At 63.3% G+C, this 19,625-nt stretch carries 17 protein-coding genes and 3 pseudogenes; 6 read left to right on the plus strand and 14 right to left on the minus strand.

The annotated features are described in order from the left end of the window. Positions 1–160 precede the first annotated feature (160 nt). The 7 genes and pseudogenes from JG739_RS12395 to JG739_RS12420 form a co-directional block, all read right to left on the minus strand. Positions 161–1,165, minus strand: a complete 1,005-nt coding sequence (locus JG739_RS12395) for an inorganic phosphate transporter (RefSeq protein WP_202366704.1) — start codon at positions 1,163–1,165, stop codon at positions 161–163. A 4-nt stretch (positions 1,166–1,169) separates the two neighbouring features. Next, entirely contained in the window at positions 1,170–1,814 is a 645-nt protein-coding gene (locus tag JG739_RS12400) for a DUF47 domain-containing protein (protein WP_202367439.1), read from the minus strand. Between the two features lie 17 nt (positions 1,815–1,831). Then, complete coding sequence (locus JG739_RS12405) at positions 1,832–2,290, minus strand: NUDIX hydrolase (protein ID WP_342216453.1); 459 nt, start codon at positions 2,288–2,290, stop codon at positions 1,832–1,834. 470 nt (positions 2,291–2,760) lie between these two features. Next, entirely contained in the window at positions 2,761–2,985 is a 225-nt protein-coding gene (locus JG739_RS35310; RefSeq protein ID WP_244749842.1) for a hypothetical protein, read from the minus strand. Between the two features lie 62 nt (positions 2,986–3,047). Further along, a complete protein-coding gene (locus JG739_RS12410; RefSeq protein WP_244749844.1) occupies positions 3,048–4,493 on the minus strand; it encodes an adenylate/guanylate cyclase domain-containing protein in 1,446 nt (481 codons plus the stop codon). Positions 4,494–4,903: 410 nt separating this feature from the next. After that, positions 4,904–5,101, minus strand: a pseudogene (locus tag JG739_RS12415) (ATP-binding cassette domain-containing protein); the annotation flags it as partial. Positions 5,102–5,260: 159 nt separating this feature from the next. Beyond that, a pseudogene (locus JG739_RS12420) lies at positions 5,261–6,185 on the minus strand (LysR family transcriptional regulator). 93 nt (positions 6,186–6,278) lie between these two features. Between JG739_RS12420 and JG739_RS12425 the strand changes: the two are divergent. Next, entirely contained in the window at positions 6,279–7,109 is an 831-nt protein-coding gene (locus JG739_RS12425) for an NAD(P)H-dependent oxidoreductase (RefSeq protein ID WP_202366706.1), read from the plus strand. 50 nt (positions 7,110–7,159) lie between these two features. On the opposite strand, the gene JG739_RS12430 is transcribed toward JG739_RS12425, so the two are convergent. From JG739_RS12430 to JG739_RS12440, 3 genes are all read right to left on the minus strand, one after another. Next, on the minus strand, positions 7,160–7,885 hold the full coding sequence (locus JG739_RS12430) for a 3-keto-5-aminohexanoate cleavage protein (RefSeq protein WP_202366707.1): 726 nt from the start codon (positions 7,883–7,885) through the stop codon (positions 7,160–7,162). 440 nt (positions 7,886–8,325) lie between these two features. Continuing rightward, on the minus strand, positions 8,326–9,681 hold the full coding sequence (locus tag JG739_RS12435) for a sigma-54-dependent transcriptional regulator (protein ID WP_202366708.1): 1,356 nt from the start codon (positions 9,679–9,681) through the stop codon (positions 8,326–8,328). A gap of 13 nt (positions 9,682–9,694) precedes the next feature. After that, positions 9,695–11,569, minus strand: coding sequence for a sensor histidine kinase (locus JG739_RS12440; RefSeq protein ID WP_244749846.1), 1,875 nt, complete (start codon positions 11,567–11,569; stop codon positions 9,695–9,697). 225 nt (positions 11,570–11,794) lie between these two features. On the opposite strand from JG739_RS12440, the gene JG739_RS12445 reads away from it, so the two are divergent. The 5 genes and pseudogenes from JG739_RS12445 (at position 11,795) to JG739_RS12465 (ending at position 15,507) form a co-directional block, all read left to right on the plus strand. Next, complete coding sequence (locus tag JG739_RS12445; protein ID WP_244749848.1) at positions 11,795–13,126, plus strand: dicarboxylate/amino acid:cation symporter; 1,332 nt, start codon at positions 11,795–11,797, stop codon at positions 13,124–13,126. A gap of 158 nt (positions 13,127–13,284) precedes the next feature. Beyond that, the gene (locus JG739_RS12450; RefSeq protein WP_202366710.1) at positions 13,285–13,512 is read left to right on the plus strand and encodes a hypothetical protein; all 228 of its coding nucleotides are present in this window, start codon (positions 13,285–13,287) and stop codon (positions 13,510–13,512) included. 120 nt (positions 13,513–13,632) lie between these two features. After that, positions 13,633–14,696: pseudogene (locus JG739_RS12455) on the plus strand (glycosyltransferase family 2 protein). Between the two features lie 198 nt (positions 14,697–14,894). Next, entirely contained in the window at positions 14,895–15,173 is a 279-nt protein-coding gene (locus JG739_RS12460) for a type II toxin-antitoxin system RelE/ParE family toxin (protein WP_202366711.1), read from the plus strand. A gap of 25 nt (positions 15,174–15,198) precedes the next feature. Then, positions 15,199–15,507, plus strand: coding sequence for a HigA family addiction module antitoxin (locus JG739_RS12465; protein ID WP_202366712.1), 309 nt, complete (start codon positions 15,199–15,201; stop codon positions 15,505–15,507). 62 nt (positions 15,508–15,569) lie between these two features. Here JG739_RS12465 and JG739_RS12470 read toward each other — a convergent pair whose 3' ends face one another. From JG739_RS12470 to JG739_RS12485, 4 genes are all read right to left on the minus strand, one after another. Next, positions 15,570–16,376: an ABC transporter permease gene (locus JG739_RS12470; protein ID WP_202366713.1), complete on the minus strand. Its 807-nt coding sequence runs from the start codon at positions 16,374–16,376 to the stop codon at positions 15,570–15,572. Further along, positions 16,376–17,209 (minus strand): ABC transporter permease, encoded by an 834-nt coding sequence (locus JG739_RS12475; protein ID WP_202366714.1) that lies wholly within the window; start codon positions 17,207–17,209, stop codon positions 16,376–16,378. Before JG739_RS12475 ends, JG739_RS12470 begins: the two co-directional genes overlap by 1 nt. Before the next feature lie 24 nt (positions 17,210–17,233). After that, positions 17,234–18,346: an ABC transporter substrate-binding protein gene (locus JG739_RS12480; RefSeq protein WP_202367441.1), complete on the minus strand. Its 1,113-nt coding sequence runs from the start codon at positions 18,344–18,346 to the stop codon at positions 17,234–17,236. Between the two features lie 92 nt (positions 18,347–18,438). Continuing rightward, positions 18,439–19,533: an ABC transporter ATP-binding protein gene (locus JG739_RS12485; protein ID WP_202366715.1), complete on the minus strand. Its 1,095-nt coding sequence runs from the start codon at positions 19,531–19,533 to the stop codon at positions 18,439–18,441. Positions 19,534–19,625: the final 92 nt, after the last annotated feature.

The raw sequence follows: 19,625 nt of genomic DNA on the forward strand, positions 1-19,625 counted from the left end.
TCGAAAGACTGGCTGGGGTGGTTTCCTGTCGTACGTCTCGTTCATTGGAACGCGCAACGAGCGCCATTTCGCGACATTCTGGCCGCCTCTCCAAAGCTGATCTTCGCGCAACGGCAGCAGTCGACCTTCGCGATCGTCAGTCAAACTTCCGGGCTCTGCATTAGCTGAAGAGTGCCACGATTCCATAACAGCAAGCATCAATCAGCGCCGTAGAGGGCATGGTGATGACCCAGGCGATCACGATCGAGCCGGCTATGCCCCAGCGGACGGCAGAGATGCGCCGTGCCGCGCCGACGCCGACGATCGCGCCGGTGATGGTGTGCGTGGTGGAGACCGGGATGCCGAGCCAGGTCGCGCCGAACAGCGTGATCGCGCCGCCGGTCTCTGCGCAGAAACCCTGCATCGGATTGAGCCGGGTGATCTTCGAGCCCATCGTGTGGACGATGCGCCAGCCGCCAAACAGCGTGCCTAGCGCCAGCATTGCCTGGCAGGTGATCACCACCCAGAAGGGCACGTAGAACTCGCCCCCGAGCATGCCCTGCGAGTAGAGCAGCACCGCGATGATGCCCATCGTTTTCTGCGCATCATTGCCGCCATGGCCGAGCGAATAGAGCGAGGCTGAGACGAATTGCAGGGTGCGGAAGGTATTGTCGACCGCGAACGGCGTCTGGCGCACGAAAATCCAGGAGACGGTGAGTATCAGCACCAGAGCCAGCACGAAGCCGGTGAGCGGCGACAGCACGATGGCCGCGACCGTCTTCAGCAGCCCCGACCAGACGATGGCGACGCTTCCCGCCTTGGCGACAGCCCCGCCGACCAGCCCGCCGATCAGCGCATGCGAACTCGATGAGGGTATGCCGTAGAGCCAGGTGATGATGTTCCAGGCGATTGCGCCGACGAGCGCCGCGAACACGACCTGCGGCGTCACGATATCGGCGCTGACGATGCCCCTGCCGATGGTCTCGGCGACGTGGAGACCGAAGAACATGAAGGCTATAAAATTGAAGAAGGCAGCCCAGAAGACCGCATATTGCGGGCGCAGCACACGCGTCGAGACAATGGTGGCGATGGAGTTCGCGGCGTCATGCAGGCCGTTCAGGAAATCGAAGAATAGAGCGACGCCGATAAGGCCGACGAGAAGCGGAAAGGCGAGAGTGGGGTCCATCCGCTCAAACGTTCTCGATCACGATGCCGCTGATCTCGTTGGCGACGTCTTCGAAGCGGTCGACCACCTTTTCCAGCTGGCCATAGAGCTCGCTGCCGACGATCCACGCCATGGCGTCGGTCCTGCCGTGCCTCTGGAACAGTTCCTTCAGGCCTGCGTCGTGCAGCCCGTCGGCGCGCTCCTCGATCTTGGTGATCTCCTCGGCAAGGGCGCCGAGCCGTGTGACGTTGGCACCGACTTTTTCCAGCAGCGAGATCGCCTCGGCGGTCAGATGTGCGGCCTCGACGATGACGGCGCCCATCTCGCGCATACGCGGCTCGAAGCTCGTTTGCTCAAACAGCCTCACCATCTTGACCACCTTGTGCATCATGTCGATGGCGTCATCCATCGACTGGATCAGGTCCTTGATGTCGCCACGGTCAAAAGGGGTGATGAAGCTCTTGCGCACGGCGAGCAGCACCTCGCGGGTGACCACGTCGGCCTGGTCCTCGAGCTCGACGAGCTCACGGCAATGGCGCTCGACGTTCTCGCCGCCATCGAGCAGCTTCTGCAGCGCCTCGGCGCCGGCGACGAGGATGCGGGAATGCCGCTCGAACAGGTCGAAGAACTTGTCCTCGCGAGGCAGAAGCGCACGAAACCAATTGAGCAGGTTTTATCCTGTAGCGTTCAGAAATGAGCCAGTTCAGGCGCTATGGATTCTAGTAGGGCAGCCAACTCAGGTTCATCGACCAGGAGTGCTGCTTGATCCGGCTTAAGCCAGGCCCGTCTTCGATACTTCTGCTCCTTCCATTCATCCAGCTCCTGCTGCACGTGAAGCGGGTATACTTTAACGGTTATCGGGACAAACATGTCCTTCAATCGCTTCCAATAATGGAAGCTGCCAACGGCTTGCTCATGCAAAGCGCCCAATACTCCGGCTTCCTCACCCGCCTCTTGAGCTGCAGCCTCGCGGTCTGGTCGACCCTTCATCGGCCACCCCTTGGGCAAGATGAAGCGGCCCGTTTGCCGAGACGTTAGCAGCAAGATTTCAGCGTCTCCGTCTGCGGTGCGGCGATAAGGCAAAGCGGCAACCTGTGCGATGGGCTTACCACGGCGCGCTCGCTTCCCCAGTTTCTTTGTCTTCAAAGGCCCGGCCATCCATTTCGCTGAGACCTTAGCCCGTATTGTCGGTAGCTGGCTAAATTTTTTGCGAAAGCCAATTAAGACGTGAAGGATCTTCGTTGAGTCAATAGTGCTGCTTGCTGTGAATGTCAGCTATCAGGGAGCGAAACATCCTCATGAAGGGCAGCTCAGGGTCATGGGCGTGAGTTCAGCCGATGGCGAGCGAAACTTCCGCTTGGGGTCGGCTTGGGCCGTTGCACGAAGGGCAGGTTTGGAGAAGCGCCGCGAATGACAGGTTATGGCGCGTCCCGTTGGTTCGAACACCTGAGCCGCAGAAACCACGAAATAGGCGTCGAAGGACTGACTCGGGTGGTTTTCTGCCTTCCGTGTCGCCGATCGGAACGCGCAGGCAGCGCCACAACCAGTCATTCCAGGGTTTCTCAATAGCGGCTGTTCACGCTGCGACTGGAGGCGACGCAAGGCGGACGTTCACCTCATTCGGGAAGACCTGCCTTCAGCAAGCCTTTGCGCAGGTGCTCCGCATCGGCCGGATATCTGTAGTGCGGCATCTCCGCCCGCACGCTGAAACCCGGCTTGCGCCGGAGCACTTCGGCAGCCTTGGCGCGAGCTTCGTCGAGACGTCCAAGCTGTGCCAGGCAGGCTGCTTCGCGCGCCATCTGCCACGGAGACTTGGTGGGCCCGATGTTCTGGCTCGCCACCAAGGCCTCTTCGTAACGCCTTAACGCATACAGGCATAGGGCAAGAGTGCCCCAAAAAAAGTTCAAATAGGGATCGAGCCTGATGGCCCGGTGGAGGAGTTCGATGCCTTCTTCGGCACGACCGGAGACGCCCAGCACTCCGGCCAAATGAACAATGCCGATGGCGTCGTTGGGGTTGAGCGCCACACCGCGCTCGAGATGCGATCTGCCAGATCGTACTCGTCACGAAATCGGTAGACCTGTCCGAGGAACGTGTGACATCGGCTGTCGCGCGGGTCCAATCGGACTGCAGCCGTGGCAATGTCCAATGCACGTTGTTTGATGGAATCGGACGCGCCGCCATAATGGTTCTCGACCAGCAGCGCTAGGGCCAAGTAGGCATGGGCCAGCGCATATCGCGGATCGAGAGCAACGGCCTGCTCGAACAATTCGCGAGCGAGATGGTTATCGTCCGGACCATAGCCGCGCAAATGCTGGATACCGCGCAGCAGGCAGTCATAGGCCGGTAGGCTGTCGGTCCGCTTGTTTGCGGCCATCCTGATTTCGGCGTCCTCCAGACGGCCAGCCACAGTGGCGACGATGGTCTGTGTCAACTCGTCCTGAACGTCGAAAAGCTCTTCGATGCCGCGATCGAAACGCTCGCTCCACAGATGGTTGCCTGGAACGGCGTCGATCAGCTGCGCCGTAATGCGAATCCGGCTGCCCATCTTGCGGACGCTGCCCTCGACGACGTAGCGAACGCCAAGATCGCGCGCGACCCGGCGCACATCGACGCCTTTGTCGCGATATTGAAACGACGAGTTCCGGGCAATGACGAACAGCGAACGCGAGCGCGACAGTTCGGTGATGATATCCTCGGTGATGCCGTCGGAAAAATACTGCTGTTCAGGATCGCCGCTCATGTTGGTGAACGGCAGGACGGCAATGGAAGGTTTGTCGGGAAGGGACAACGAGGGACCGACGGCTGCAGAAGATACCGCACAAGTCGCAACCCTAAATACACGCACAGGATTGGCGATGTTCTTCAACTGTTGCTCACCCATGTCTTCGAAAGCAAGCTCGAGTCGGCCATGGGTCTCATCGCGCACTTTTGCCGAAACGCAGATCCCGCCCGGCTCCGCTAGCGCCTCCAGCCGCGCGGCTATGTTGACGCCTTCGCCGTAGACATCGGATCCCTCGCCAATGATGTCGCCAAGATTGATGCCGATACGCAGAACGATGCGTCTATCCTCACTCAAAAGCGTGTTGGCCTCGGCCATTTTCTCCTGCAATTCCAGCGCCGCCTTAACTGCATTGACCGCACTGGCGAACTCCACCAGCGCGCCGTCGCCCATGACCTTGACAATGCGCCCCTCATGGTCCCGCACAATCGGCTCCAGGACGGTCTTCCGCCGTTCCCTCAGCGCCGCCAGCGTTCCCGTCTCGTCGGCCTCCATGAGGCGCGAGTAGCCGACGACGTCGGCGACGGCGATGGCGGCAAGGCGGCGTTTGGCGCGTTCGTCGGCCATTTAGATGATGCCTTAGGGCAGTCTCTGCCGATGGTATTTGTGCTGTGCCACGATGTCCATTGGCTGCTATGGCACCATCCCGAACATTGCTCAGGGGCCGACGACATAGGTCTGCGATGGGTCGAGCCCGTTATTCGTGCCGGTTCCGGTGAAGGTCTGCTTTCGGGAAGGCAGACGGTTCCAGGAAGTCTGCTCAGGGTCACGACGTTCCCTTGACCTCCCATCAGGGATAGTCCGCAAGGGGTCGATTCAAGCCGCTGCGTGAAGGGCAGCTTTTGAGAAGCGCCATGAATGTCGCGAAATGGCGCGCAGCGGCCTTTTTGGACGACCGGCTTCGAATGTCCGTTTCCCTCGGCCTTTGGCGGCGGCCAGCTGATTGAGTCTAGGCCCTAATGCCGCAGGATCTTGCCGAAGCCGATCTCGGTGCGCAGCCGCGTCATGTTGGTGGCGGGGTCGCCGAGGCGCTGGCCGTCGACCGTCAGGTCGCCGTCGCGGATCGTCTCCAGTCCGTTGATGCAGCGGATCAAGGTGCTCTTGCCCGAACCGCTCGGCCCGCAGACGACGACCACTTCGCGCGGCTCGACGCTGAGCGTGATACCCTTGAGCACATTGAGCGCGCCGAACCATTTGTAGAGGGCTTGGTGAAGGCAACCTTCATCGCCCGTCTCAGCGTGGGCGTCATGTCGGCGACCAGAAGATCGGCCGGATCCCGGAAACGGAGATGTCGTGATCTTTGCCGGTGCCGCGACCGACCGAGGGCATGCCGACTAACGCGGTTTTTCGATCCCCGGAATGCCGCCGATCCGCTCGGCGAGAAAGTCGACCAGCAGCCGGACCCTGGCAATGCCGGCGCGCTCCGGGACGATCAGCATGTTCAGCGGAATGGGAGGCGGGGCGTAGTCCGGCAGGATCACTTCCAGCCGGCCGGCTGCGAGGAGATCGTCGACAAGCCAGTAATGGGCAGGTCCGATACCGCGCCCGGCGACGAGGGCTTCGCGCGCGGCAAGCCCATGGTCGACCCGAAATCGGCCGCCAAAAGGCACCGAGACGCGTGCACCGCCCGGCCCTTGCAGGACGAGCGTATCGCTTCCCGCGATATTTCGACATCCGGATGCCTTCGTGGCCAGGCAGATCCTGCGGGACAGCCGGTCTGCCCCGCGCCGCCAGATAGGCGGGCGCCGCCACCAGCAGGCGCCGGGACTGGCCGAGCGCCCGCAGTTTCATCGAGCTGTCGGTGAGCGGACCGAGGCGAAGCGCGATGTCGACGCCCTCCCGTACAAGGTCGATGCGCTCGTCGGTGAGGCTGAGATCGACACCGATGTCGGGGTAGCGGTCCTGAAAGGCGAAGATCAGCCGGCTGATGTGCAAGACCCCAAGTGCTGCCGTGCAGGATATCCGGATCGTGCCGGCCGAAGCGCCGCGCGTGCCGCGTGCCTCGTCGCCGGCCTGCTCAACAAGGCGCAGGATCTGGACGCAGTCGGCATAGTAACGGCTGCCTTCATCGGTCATCGCGACACGCCGGGTGGTCCTGCTGAGCAGGGGCACGCCCACGGCGTCCTCGAGCTCGCGCAAATGCCGCGTCACCGTCGACTGCCCAACTCCGAGCTCGCGCGCCACCGCCGACAGGTTGCCGCGCTCGGCGACGCGAACGAAGGTGCGCATGCGCTCGAGCGTGACGTCAGATCTATCCATTATTCAGCATAATCATATGCATTGCCTAGATATAGCGGATCACCCTGGAGCTGGCTACCTTCTGCGTTCATTGTCCTTCTTCGGAGTTGACCCATGAAAGTCCTGCTTGTCTTCGCTCATCCTGAACCGCGTTCGCTCAACGGCGCACTGCGTAACGTCGCCATCAGGGAACTCGAGGCCCAGGGCCACGAGGTGCGGGTGACTGACCTCTATGCCGATGGCTGGAAACCCGAGGTGGACCGTGCCGACTTTCCGTCGTGGCCGCCCGAGGCACGCTTCCTGCCGGCTGGGGCCTCTAAAAAAGCATTTGCGACCAACAGGCTGACCGACGATGTTAAAGCAGAGATCGACAAGCTGCTGTGGGCAGACACGCTGATCCTCCAGTTCCCGCTATGGTGGTACGCCATGCCGGCGATCCTCAAGGGCTGGGTCGACCGGGTGTACGCCTACGGCTTCGCCTATGGCGTCGGCGAGCACAGCGACAAGCGATGGGGTGACCGCTTTGGCGAGGGAACGCTCGCCGGCAAGCGCGCGATGCTGATCGTGACCACCGGCGGCTGGGAGGGGCATTATTCCGCCCGTGGCGTCAACGGCCCGATCGACGACCTGCTGTTCCCGATCAATCACGGGATCCTTTACTATCCGGGCTACGACGTGCTGCCGCCGTTCGTCGTCTACAGAGTGGATCGTTTTGGCGAGGCCGATTTCGAACCCGTCGCGGAGCGCCTGCGCGAAAGGATGCGGACGCTCGAGACAACCCGGCCGATTCCCTATCGGCAGCAGAATGGCGGCGACTACCACATCCCGAGCATGCAGCTCCGTCCCGAACTGGGCGACCCGGGCGCGACGGGCTTCGCGCTTCACGAGGACCGCGCAACCGCGAAATCGGCGACGCCGCGTTCGACTTTGCGGGACGTGGCCTGACGCAGCATCCCGAAAAGATCGGGCAAGTCGCCCGAAACCTGTGGGATGAATCAGCGACCGGCCCGAAAGATCGCTGCCGCAGCAGCCGTCAGCGCTGCATTGCCTGATGCAGTGGTGCCGTCCGGAAGCTGCCTGCCGTCTTCCAGGCCGACGCGCGTCGACCAGTGGCGCTCCGCCGCCCGCTTGACGAACGGCCAGACCGTGGCGTCGGCGCCGTGCAGCAGGATGGCGCGATGCATCCCGGCCCGGTCGAGCACGGCTTCGATGCCGTCGCAGACTTCCCATGCAGCGTCCAACTCTTGCTCGGAAATCTCGATCAGGATGCGCAGCACCTGGCTGCCACGGTCGAGGCTCACCAGGCGCTCTGCGTCAGCGATGGAGGCAAGCCCGGCCTCGATGCCGATGCCGCGCTGCCGCAGGCTTTGCATGATCTCGGGCGCGGCTTTTTCGCTCAGATTGACCGACGCGTAATCAGGTAATTCGCTCCAGCCGGTGATCGCGGCAAGTGTGCGCTCGTCATCATTCTCGATCCAGGCGCCGGTCGATACGCCGATCAGCGTTCCCGGGCAGGCGCGGCGCAGCGCCAGCACGGTCCGGTCCATCGTCGCCGCAGCGAGGCTTTCGCGGCCGTCGAGCCCGCGTGCATGGACATGCAGCTCGGCCGCACCGGCGGCCACGCAGACGGCGCCGTCTCGCGCCATGGCTTCGGGATCAAGCGGTAGCTGCGGATGGAAATCGGCGCTGCGCGCGCCATTGATGCAGGTCTGGACGATCATGGAGGTGGCGCCTGGTTGAAGTGGACCAAGTGTAGCGCAGGATGGCGGATACCGGAATCGGGTGATTGTCAGGAGAGCTGCTGCGGTGGAAGGATGTTCGCAGACGCTGATGCTGCCCCTCATTGCCCTGCTGCAGCCTTACTTTAAAGCTTTCAGCGTAGTGCCATCGGCGAAGCTGCCGATCTCCCCCCTTGCGGGGGAGATGCCTGGCAAGGCAGAGGGGGGTGCTGTCCCTCCGACCTGTCAACCAAATTACAGCCACGCCCTTAGGCTGTTTCCGGTTGAGAATGGCTGAAGTCGAAGTTGGCGATCCTTCCCACCCCCCTCTGTCCTGCCGGACATCTCCCCCGCAAGGGGGGAGATTGGATGCCGCTTCGGCTTTCGCCAACCACCAGCGCTGGAAGCCAGGGCTGATGAGGGCAGCCCTAGCCTGCCGGCCGTTACCTCGAAAACTCGCTGCGCACGATGCCGTGGCGCTGCAGCTTGTCGTAAAAGGTCTTGCGCGGAATCCCCAGCGCTTCGATGGTGCGCCTGACGTCGCCCTGGTTGCGGTTAAGCGTCTCGCGGATGATGTCGGCCTCGTAGCGCTCCAGCCGCTCCGGCAGCTTCATGGCGGCGTCCGGTTGGGCTGGGGCAGGGGATGGCGCTCCAGCGTCTTCCTCCAGTCCAAGCACAAAGCGTTCGGCGAAATGCGCGAGCTCGCGTACATTGCCCGGCCAGTCATGGTCGCTCAGATGGCGGTGCACCGCGGCCGGCACCGCCGGCAGCGGACGCCGGAAGCGGGCGGCGGCGCGCTCGGCGAAGTAGAAGAACAGCAGGGCGACGTCGTCGCGGCGCTCGCGCAGCGGCGGAATGGAGATCGTCACCACGTTGAGCCGGTAATAAAGATCCTCGCGGAAAGCGCCGCGCTGGCGCGGATCGCCGAGATCGACCTTGGCGGCGGCAACGACGCGCAGGTCGACCGGCCGCATTTCGTTGGTGCCGAGCGGGGTGACCTCGCGCATTTCCAGTACGCGCAGCATCTGCACCTGTGTCGAGACCGGCATGCTTTCGATCTCGTCGAGGAACAGCGTGCCGCCGCTGGCGTGCTCGATACGGCCGATCCGCTTCTTCTGCGCCCCGGTGAAGGCGCCGGCCTCGTGGCCGAACAATTCGCTCTCGATGACCGTTTCGGGCAGCGTGCCGCAGTTCAGCGCAACGAAATTGCCCTTGGCGCGGCGACTCCAGCGATGCAAAAGGCTGGCCACCACTTCCTTGCCGGAGCCGGTTTCGCCCGTCACCAGCACGTCGACATCGGTGTCGGCGATCTGGCGCAGCGTGCGGCGCAGCCTTTCCATCGCCGGCGTCTGGCCGATCAGCGGCAGGCCGTCCTGCGCCTCTCCGGCCGCCTCGCGCAAGGCGCGGTTCTCCATCACCAGACGGCGCTTTTCCGCGGCGCGGCGCACGCTCTGCACCAGCCGGTCGGCGGCGAAGGGTTTTGTGATGAAGTCGTAGGCGCCGTCCTTGATCGCCTTGACGGCAACCGCGATGTCGCCATGCCCGGTGACGAGGATGACCGGAATGTCCGCGTCCAGCCGCAGGATGCGGTCGAAAAGCTGCAGGCCGTCAATCTCAGGCATGCGGATATCCGAAACAACCACGCCGGCAAAACCGGTGTCGAGCCTGGCCAGCGCCTCGGCCGCCACCGAAAAAGGCGAGACCGAAAATCCGGCAAGCTCCAGCGTCTGCGCGGTAGCCCTGAGGAGATCGCTGTCGTCATCGACCAGGATCACCGGCGCTGCGTCGTCGTTCGTCATGCTGCCTTGGCCACTATGCTGCTTTCAAGAGATGGATGACGAAGCGGGTGCCGCTGCCGCCGCTCGAAACCTCGATGCGTCCGCCGTAGTCGGCGACGATATCCTTCGAGATGACAAGGCCAAGACCGAGGCCTTTTTCCTTGGACGTGTTGAACGGCGTGAACAGCGATTTGAGAATCCCTGGCGGAATGCCAGGTCCGTTATCGGACACCCCGACCGTCACGCCGTCCGAGGTCTCCTCGACCGAAACCCGAACATGAGCGTCGTTGCGGCCTTCCAGCGCTTCGAGAGCGTTCTGGAAGAGGTTGATCAGCACCTGTTCGAGCCGGACCCGGTTGCCCATGACCTTGAGGCTCGGCGATGGCAGGTCGATCGCCAGTGCGTCGAGCCGGCCGGCAAAGCGGCTTCTCAACAGCACGACGGCGCCCTCGACGACACCGCGCAATTCGACAGGCTCGGCGGCGGTGCGGCCCTTGCGGGCAAAGGCTTTCAATTCTTCGGTGATGGTGCCGATGCGCTCGGTCAGGGCTGCAATGGCGCCGAGGTTTTCCTCGGCGGGCGCGGTCTGCTTCCTGTCGAGGAAGACGCGGGCGTTGTCGGCATAGGCGCGTATGGTGGCAACCGGCTGGTTGATCTCATGGGCGACGCCGGCGGCGATCTGGCCGAGGATGGCGAGGCGGTTGGCCTGGACCAGATCCTGCTGCACCACCTGCAGCTTGGCTTCCGTGCTGCGATGGTCTGATATCTCCGCCTGCAGCCGATCGCGGGCACGACTCAGATCCTCGGTCCGCTCGATGACGCGGCGCTCGAGTTCGATGCGCGCCGCCTGTTCGGCGGCGATCCGCATTTGTCCCGATTGCCGGCGCCACAACAGATACGCGGCAAGGCCGAGCAACGGGGCCAAGACGCCGAGCGCAAGGAGCCGCATTTCACGGGCCGCGGCGGCGATCGGCGCCTCGGCCGGAACGAGATAGTCGAGCCGCCAGGGGGTCGAAGGAACCGGGGCTGAAAGCCGAAGATATTCCGCGTCGCTGCCGCCGGGCGTCACCGCATGGACGATGGATGTGTCCGGGCTGAGCGCCTGCGGGCGCGTGATCGGCAACGGCATCAGCGGTGCATCGCCGAACTGCTGGCTGTTCTGGATGGCGGCAAGATCAGACGCGGCAAGCGGCGCCGTCGTCATGAAGCGCCAGGACCGCACGCTGGTGATCAGGACGATACCACGCTCGTCGCTGACATAGGCCGGGCGGTTCACCTCGTGCCAGTCGGCCTCGAGCTGATCGAACTCCGCCTTGACGACGACGACGCCGAGCGGTGCGGCAGCATCGCCGACGCGTCGCGAGATGTAGAGGCCTGGGCGTTTGCTGACATTGCCGAGCGCGAAATATTCGGCGGTTCCGGATTGCATCGCCGCGGAGAAATAGTCGCGGAACCGGTAGTCGTTGCCGACAAAGCTGATCGGGTCGCGCCAGTTGCTGGAGGCGATCGCCAGCCCGTCGGTGCCGATGACATAGAGCACCGAGGCCTTGGTGCCGGAGACCAGCCCTTCAAGCTTACGATTCAGCACATCGATTGCAGCAGCGCTTTTCTGCGCCAGCGCGTCGCGCACCTGCTGGTCTTCCGACAAAAGCAGGGGCAGGGCGCGCGGGCTTTCCAGAACGGCGCGCAATAGCGCGACCTTCAGATTGGCGTCGGTGCGGCCCTGCGCCGCCAGTGTCCCGAGCTCGGTGGTGCGGCCATAGAGACCGGCGCCATAAAGTGCGGCCGTGGCCGTCGCAAGGGCGATGGCCGCAAACAGCAGCCAGGCACGGCGCGCTCGCCTGCCGAGTTGCTCGGGCGAGGACGGCAAGGCAGCGGCGGGGCGTTGCAGCATCGCCCATTTGTGCATGATTTCGCACAAAGCACAATTCGGCTATGCGAACATCCGCACTTTGTATGTGCAAAGCCAAAAGCTTGAGTACGAGGATACTCAACGAAATCAAATCGATAGCCTCTTAAGCGCAGTCTGGCACGGCAGTTGCAAACACGACTTCAGCGGTCGCGAGGCTGCTGGGGGTCAAATGCAAACGCTCCGGGAGGTCGAGCTTTCGATCGGAGCACAATGGAGGACGTCATGCAGACAGCATTCGCTGCCGCCGAGCCGCGCGGCAAACTTCCGTTCTACCGGCATCTCTATGTGCAGGTGTTGGCGGCGATCGCCGCCGGCGTGCTGCTCGGCCACTTCTATCCCGAAACCGGCGAGGCGATGAAGCCGTTCGGCGATGCCTTCATCAAGCTGGTGAAGATGGTGATCGCGCCGGTGATCTTCCTGACGGTGGCGACCGGCATCGCCGGCGTTTCCGACCTGCAGAAGGTGGGCCGCGTCGCCGGCAAGGCGATGATCTACTTCCTGGCATTCTCGACGCTGGCGCTTGTCGTCGGCCTCGTCGTCTCGAACGTCGTCCAGCCGGGCGCCGGCATGCATATCGATCCAGCCACGCTCGATGCCACAAAAGTGGCGACCTACACCGAAAAAGCGCACGACACCAGCATCGTCGGTTTCCTGATGAACATCATCCCCGACACGATCACCGGCGCTTTCGCAAAGGGCGACATCCTGCAGGTGCTGTTCTTTTCGGTGCTGTTCGGGCTGGCTCTTGCCGCGGTCGGCGATCGCGGCCGCCCGGTCGTCGATTTCCTGCAGGCACTGACCACGCCGATCTTCCGCCTCGTCGCCATCCTGATGAAGGCCGCGCCGATCGGCGCTTTCGGCGCCATGGCCTTCACCATCGGCAAATACGGCATCGGCTCGATCGCCAACCTCGCCATGCTGATCGGCACCTTCTACCTGACCTCGCTGCTGTTCGTGCTGGTGGTGCTGGGCGCGGTCGCCCGCTATAATGGCTTCTCGATCCTGGCGCTGATCCGCTACGTCAAGGAAGAGTTGCTGCTGGTGCTCGGCACCTCGTCCTCGGAAGCGGCACTGCCGGGCCTGATGGCCAAGATGGAGCGCGCCGGCTGCAACCGCTCGGTGGTCGGGCTGGTCGTTCCAACCGGCTATTCCTTCAACCTCGACGGCACCAATATCTACATGACGCTGGCCGCGCTGTTCATCGCCCAGGCGACCGACACGCCGCTCAGCTTCGGCGACCAGATCCTGCTGCTCGCCGTCGCCATGCTGAGCTCCAAGGGCGCCGCCGGCATCACCGGCGCCGGCTTCATCACGCTGGCGGCGACGCTCTCGGTCGTGCCCGCAGTGCCGGTCGCCGGCATGGCGCTGATCCTCGGCGTCGACCGCTTCATGTCGGAATGCCGGGCGCTGACCAACTTCATCGGCAATGCGGTGGCGACCGTGGTCGTGGCGCGCTGGGAAGGGGAACTCGACCAGACCAGGTTCGCTGCCGCGATGGCCGGCGACTTGCCGGAGGAAGCCGATCTGTCGCTGCCGGGGCTGCAGGCCGCCTGAACCGTTCAGGTCTGCACGGTCATATCCCGAAGCCGGCTTGCCGCTGGCTTCGGGATAGAAGCCGCCAATCTCCAACATCCGCTGATATCCGCAGGCCATGCCGCTGCGCGCTGCCTCAGATGTAACGGGCTTGTGAGCCTTGTTTCGGGGCGCGGGGCTTGTTCCAGCCGCATTTGAAGGCCAGTATCCGCCATGCTTTCAAGGTGCCCGTCCGCTTCGATCGCGACCTGATCGCGCCCGAAGGCGAGACATTTTTTTCGTCGGGCTCGGTTCAGTTTGGGTCGAGACTGTCGGAGCTTTTGCTGCCGCTGACCACAACTTTGACCAAGGCGGCAGCTCTCGAAGGCGATGGCGGCCTCAGTATGAAGTCGCATAGCGAGACGTGACCCCGTCTCCTGATGGAAAGCCGCTGGCTTTTGCTCAGGAGACTCGTCGGGCACTTGAAGCGGGGGCAGGCCCGTGAGCGGGTTTTGCCGAAACCAAAGCAAGATGCGAGGTCAAATGCGATGCAGCCTGTCCCAGGGATTCCGGTGTCCATCATCATTCCGAACTACAATTACGCGCGCTTCCTCAAACGCAGCATCGACAGCGCCCTCGAGCAGGATTACCCGGATGTCGAAGTCGTCGTCGTCGACGATGCCTCGCAGGACAATTCCACGACAATCATGAATTCATATGGGGACAGGATCCTCGCCTGCCCGCGTGCGCAAAATGGCGGGCATGCCGCCGCGTTCAACACCGGCTTTGCGGCAAGCTCGGGCAGGATCGTCCTGTTCCTCGACGCCGACGATTTTCTTTATCCGACCGCCGTTTCCAGGATCGTCGACACCTGGGATGCGGCAACGGCCCAGGTGCAGTCCAGGCTGCATATCGTCGACGAACGACAACGCATCAAGGACGTCTTTCCGCCGCCCGAACTGCCCTTCGACAGCGGCGATGTCATGCCGAAACTCCTGCACAAGGGCCGCTATCAGACGACTGTGACCAGCGGGCTGGCCTTTGATCGCACAACCCTGGAATCGATCATGCCTATACCGGAGCCGGAGTTCCGCCAGGGCGCCGACGGCTACCTTGCAACGCTGGCGCCCATGTACGGACACGTCCAGTCCATTGACGAATGCGTCGGCGCCTACCGGATCCACGGCGCCAACCATTCGGTGTTCGGTGAAAAGCTCGCCGAGCGGGCACGCTGGCGGATAACCCACGATTTCCGCCGCATGCAGGCGCTGTCGGACCAAGCCTCCGGGATCGGCCTGACCATCGTGCCGTCGGAGGCGGTCCGCCACGATCCGCTCCACCTCGAAGAGCGGCTGGCGTCCTTGTGCGCGGACAGACGCCAGCACCCGGTGGCCAATGATTCCCGGCTGGCGCTCGGGGTGGCCGGCGCCGTCGCCAGCCTCGAAATGACCGCGTCGCTCCGCCGGCGCGCCGTCCTTGCCGCCTGGTTCCTGTCGGTCGGGTGTTGCCGCGGAAAATGGCGACGGCAGTGCTGTCGTGGAAGCTCGACGCCTCGTCGAGACCGGCATTTTTGAGCCGTCTGTCCAAGACCATCCGTCACGCCATGGGGTAGTTTGGTGCGTTGACGTGGTTCGGTCAGGTATTCGCCCGATCCGGCCGGGCGCCGGAGTCATGGTACCGGCGCGTTCGACCCGTGCCGCTACCTCATGTCCTTTCCGGATCGCGAACATCGTCTCAGACAGGCCCACCGCACTGTAATTTATTTGCTTACATCTTGTTGACGTATGTCAGCAACATGCTTACATGTTGCATGATCAGATCGTTCAAGCACAAGGCGCTGGCCGACCTCTTTCAAACGGGAAAGACCGGAAAAATCGACGCCAAGATGCATAAGCGCATCCTTGTCCGGCTTGACCGTTTGGAAGTCTCGGAAAGACCTGAAGACATGGACTTGCCCGGATTCGACTTCCATCCTTTGAGGGGTTTCACCCCGACCCGCTACACGGTGCATGTCAACGGGCCGTGGTGCATCACATTCGAATTCGACAACAATGATGCCGCCCGCGTCGACTTCGAACAGTACCACTAAGGCGGCCAGATTGGAGAAATCGGATATGAGCGTTTTTGAGCCGATGCGTCCGATGGAGCGCTGCCCATCCCACCCTGGAGCGCTGCTTGACGAGCTTATCCCGGCAACCGGAAAGACCAAGGTGGAAATCGCCAACCTGCTCGGAATCTCGCGCCAGCAGCTTTACGACATCATCCGCGAGAAGAAGCCGGTGTCGCCGGCGGTCGCCGCTCGCCTGGGAAAGATGTTCGGCGACGGCGCTGCGATCTGGCTCAGGACGCAGGCTGCTTATGATGCCTGGCATGCCGAGCGCGAAGTGGATGTCAGCGCCATACCAAGGCTGCACGCTGCCTGAAACGCAACAAGGCCTGCCGCTCACGCAATGATGCCTTGAAGGCAGTTCCGGCCGGCCTGCCTCTAGCGTGCCCCGCGCAGCCTGACCACGGCACTGCGCGCCGCCAGCACCAGCACCGTGATGATGATCAGGATCACCGAGAGGGCGGCGATCGCCGGGTCGATATTGTCGCGCAGGCCCATCCACATCAGTCTGGGCAGCGTGATGGCGTTGACCGAGGTGATGAACAAAGTGACGCCGATCTCTTCCCAGGACAGCACGAAGGACAGCAGGGCGGCAGTGACGATGCCGAATTTGATGTTGGGCATGATGATGCGGGTGGCGCGCTCCCACACCGTGGCGCCGAGACCGCGCGCGGCAAGGTCGATGCGCCGGTCGAGCTGGCTGAGCGACACCAGGATCAGCACCGTTGCGAAGGGCACCGTCATCACCGCATGCGCCATGGCGACGCCGAGCCAGGTGTCGTAGCCGAAGAACGAAGAGACGCCGGAGATCGAGGTCAGCAGGAAGTAGAGCGTGATCGCCGAGACCACCGGCGGCACCACCATCGGCAGCAGCACGAAGCCGACCAGCGCGGCGGTGAAGCGCGGCTGGAACATCCACACGCCGAGGCTGAAGCACAATGCCAGCACGGTGGAAAAGGCGCTGCTGACGACGCCGATCCTGATCGAGAGCAGGATCGAATTGATCCAGCGCGGATCCTCGATCAGCGCCCGGTAATGGCGCAGCGACAATTCGCCTGACGGCATCGCCAGCATGCGGGTCGGCGTCAGCGACACCGGGATGACGGCGAGCAGCGGCAGCAGCAGGAACAGCGCCACCAGTGTGGCGAGAATCAGCGAGACGGGGCCGGGGCGGTAGGTCGGCATCAGATCAGCTGCTTCGGTCTGACATAGCGGAACAGCAGCGCCATCAGCGCGCCGACGAACAGCACCAGCACGACGCTGATCGCCGCCCCCAGCCCCCAATCCGGGCTCTGGAAGATGCGCAGATAGATCAGCTCGGCGACCATCACGCTGCGGCCGCCGCCGAGGATCGCCGGCGTCACGAAGAAGCCGAGCGAAAACACGAAGACGATGAGCGCCGAGCCGATGATGCCGGAGCGGGTCATCGGCACGAACACCGACCAGAAGGTGCGCATGCGGGTGGAGCCGAGCCCGCGCGCCGCCAGCAGCACGCGGTCGTCGAGGCTGCGCATCGAAGTCGCCAGTGGAAACACGGCGAAAGGAATGAGGAAATGCGTCATGCCGACGATGACGCCGAATTCGTTGCGCACCAGCGTCAGCGGTTCCGAGATGAAGCCGATCGCCTGCAGCCAGGTGTTGAACAGGCCGCGATTGGAAAGCAGCGCCACCCAGCCGAAGGCGCGCGTCAGCACCGAGATCCAGAACGGCACCAGGATGCAGAACTCGGCGATCACGCGCTGCGCCGGCGTGCCGCGCACCCACACCACAGTGATGGCGTAGGCGGCGGCAACCGAAACAATTGTGACGATCGCAGCGATGCGCAGCGTGCGGACAAACACCGACTGCACCAGTGGGTCGCTGAGCAGCGTGCCATATTGCCCGAGCCCCGGCTCGGGCAGGGTGAAGCTCCAGTTGACGACGCCGAAGAATGGCCAGGCATAGGCGGCGCCAAGGAACAGCAGCAGCGGCGCCATCAACAGCGCCGCACCCATCCTGTCGGAGAGATATGCTTTCATCTCGGCTCCGGTTATCCCGGTCTGTCAGGCGGAGATGATCTTCGTGTATTCGTCGAGTGCGGCCCCGTAGTTCTTGGCGTACCACTCCATGTCGAGCGGGATCTGCTTCTTCATGTTTTCGGGGTCGACCGGGTTGATGCGCTTCTTGTCGGCGGGGATCAGCGCGTCGGTGGCCGGATTGGCCGGGCCCTGGCCGAGCTTGTCGAACATGATCAGCTGTTTTTGCGGATCCTGGGCGCTGGCGATGAACTTCATCGCCGCGTCCTTGCCGCCGGGATTGCCCTTGAGCACGGCGAGCGCGCCGGGCGAGATCAGGCCCTGGTCCCAGATGAACTTGATCTTGCCGCCGGAATCCTGCTCGATCAGCGAGGCGCGCGTCGACCAGACGATGGCCATCGAAGCCTCGCCGTCGAGCAGCACGCTCTGGCTTTCGGCGCCGCCGCCCCAATAGGCAACGACATTCTCCTTAAAGGCGGCGATCTTGTCATGCGCGCGCTTGAGGTCGAGCGGGTAGAGCGAGGCCGGCGCAATGCCGTCGGCGAGCAGTGCCGCTTCCCAGCTCGACACGCCCCATTTGTAGAGCGAGCGCTTGCCGGGGAATTTCGTCACGTCGAAGAAGTCGGCCATGCCGGTCGGTGCCTGGCTGCCGAATTTCTCGGAATCATAGGCGATGATATAGGAGAAGAAGTAGGTCGAGGCGGCGTGTTCCCAGCCGAAGCCAGGCCGCATCTTGTTCTTGTCGACGATCGAATAGTCGATCGGCTCGAGCATGCCTTGGGCACCGAGCGTGATCGCCGAGAACGGGTCGACGTCGACCAGGTCCCAGGTCGGAGCGCCGCTCTTGAACTGCGCGGCGATCGCGCCCTCGGTCGGACCGGAGCCGTCCATCTTGACGGTGATGCCGGTCTCCTTGGTGAAGGCCTGGCCATAGGCCGCGTCATAGGCGGTGATGGCGTCGCCGCCCCAGTTGACCAGCACCAGTTCCTTGGCTTGCGCGGAGGCGCCGGTCGAGCGCAGCAGCATCGGCGTCCCGGCCAGCACGAGCGCAGCCAGCTGCGTAAACTGCCGACGCGAGATCTCGCCGCGCACCGCCCTGGCGGACAGCGTCTCGATGGAGTGTTTCCTGGTTTCGCTCATCTCTGAATTGTTTGTCATGTCAGTTCCCCTTTTGTGTCGTTGATATTTCACGAAGGCCAGACTGGCGAATTTCAGCTTCGCCACCCCGATCGTCATTGTCCTCCCTCCGGAAGGAGGAAACCTTTTTCCGCCGGCCATGTCAGCCATACGGAATTGCCCTTGCTGAGTGCCAAAGCGGCGACCTCGTTCGGCACCGAAACCGTCAGCTTGGCACCTTGGCGCGTGGTGAGATCGAGCCGCGTCGCAGCGCCGAGATAGGTCGAGGCGACCGCAGTCGCGGCGATGCCGTTCTCGCCGGCTGTCGCTTCGGGGGCGATCGACATGTATTCGGGCCGGATCGCCAGGATGGCGTTGCCGCCGACGGCGCTTGCATTGCCGCGCAGGGTGATGGTGCGGTCTTCACACAGGCCGGTGGCGCCGTTGTCGGCGTTGCGCACGCCCTTCAGCGGCAGCATGTTGATCTCGCCGAGGAACTCGGCGACGAAGCGGTTGGCCGGACGATCGTAGACCTCGTCAGGCGCGCCGACCTGCAGCAACTTGCCGTGGTTGAAGATGGCGACGCGCGACGACAACGCCAGCGCCTCGCTCTGATCATGGGTGACGAAGACGAAGGTCGTGCCGGTTTCCTGGTGCAGCCGCTTCATCTCGGCCTGCATCTGGCCGCGCAAGCCCTTGTCAAGCGCCGAGAACGGCTCGTCGAGCAAAAGCACGCCCGGCTCGAACACCAGTGCACGGGCCAGCGCCACGCGCTGCTGCTGGCCGCCGGACAATTGCGACGGCAGTTTCTTCTCGTGGCCCTTCAGCCCGACGCGCTCGACCATCTCGCTGACGCGACGCTTGATCTCGGCCGCCGACTTCTTGCGCACCTTGAGCGGGAAGGCGATGTTGGCCTCGACGCTCATATGCGGGAACAGGGCATAGCCCTGGAACACCATGCCGGCGGCGCGCTGCTCGGCCGGCCGCTCGGTGATATCGACGCCGTCGCTGTAAAGGCGGCCGTCGGTCGGCTGCACGAAACCGGCAAGGATCATCAGGAAGGTGGTCTTGCCCGAACCCGACGGCCCGAGCAGGGTCAGGAACTCGCCGCGGCCGATATCGAGCGTCAGATCGTCCAGCGCACGGAACGAGCCGAAGCTCTTGCCGATCCCGATTGCCTTGATCTCTGCGGCACGGCCGGGTTGCTGCATCCTGCCTTGTCCTCAATGCTGATTGAAATCGTAGGCAGGGCGGCGGCTCACCGCAACCGAATAGTTTTCGCCTGACCGGCAAATTTGATTCA

Origin of the sequence: Mesorhizobium sp. L-2-11 (assembly GCF_016756595.1) — a bacterium.
Taxonomy (GTDB): Bacteria; Pseudomonadota; Alphaproteobacteria; order Rhizobiales; family Rhizobiaceae; genus Mesorhizobium.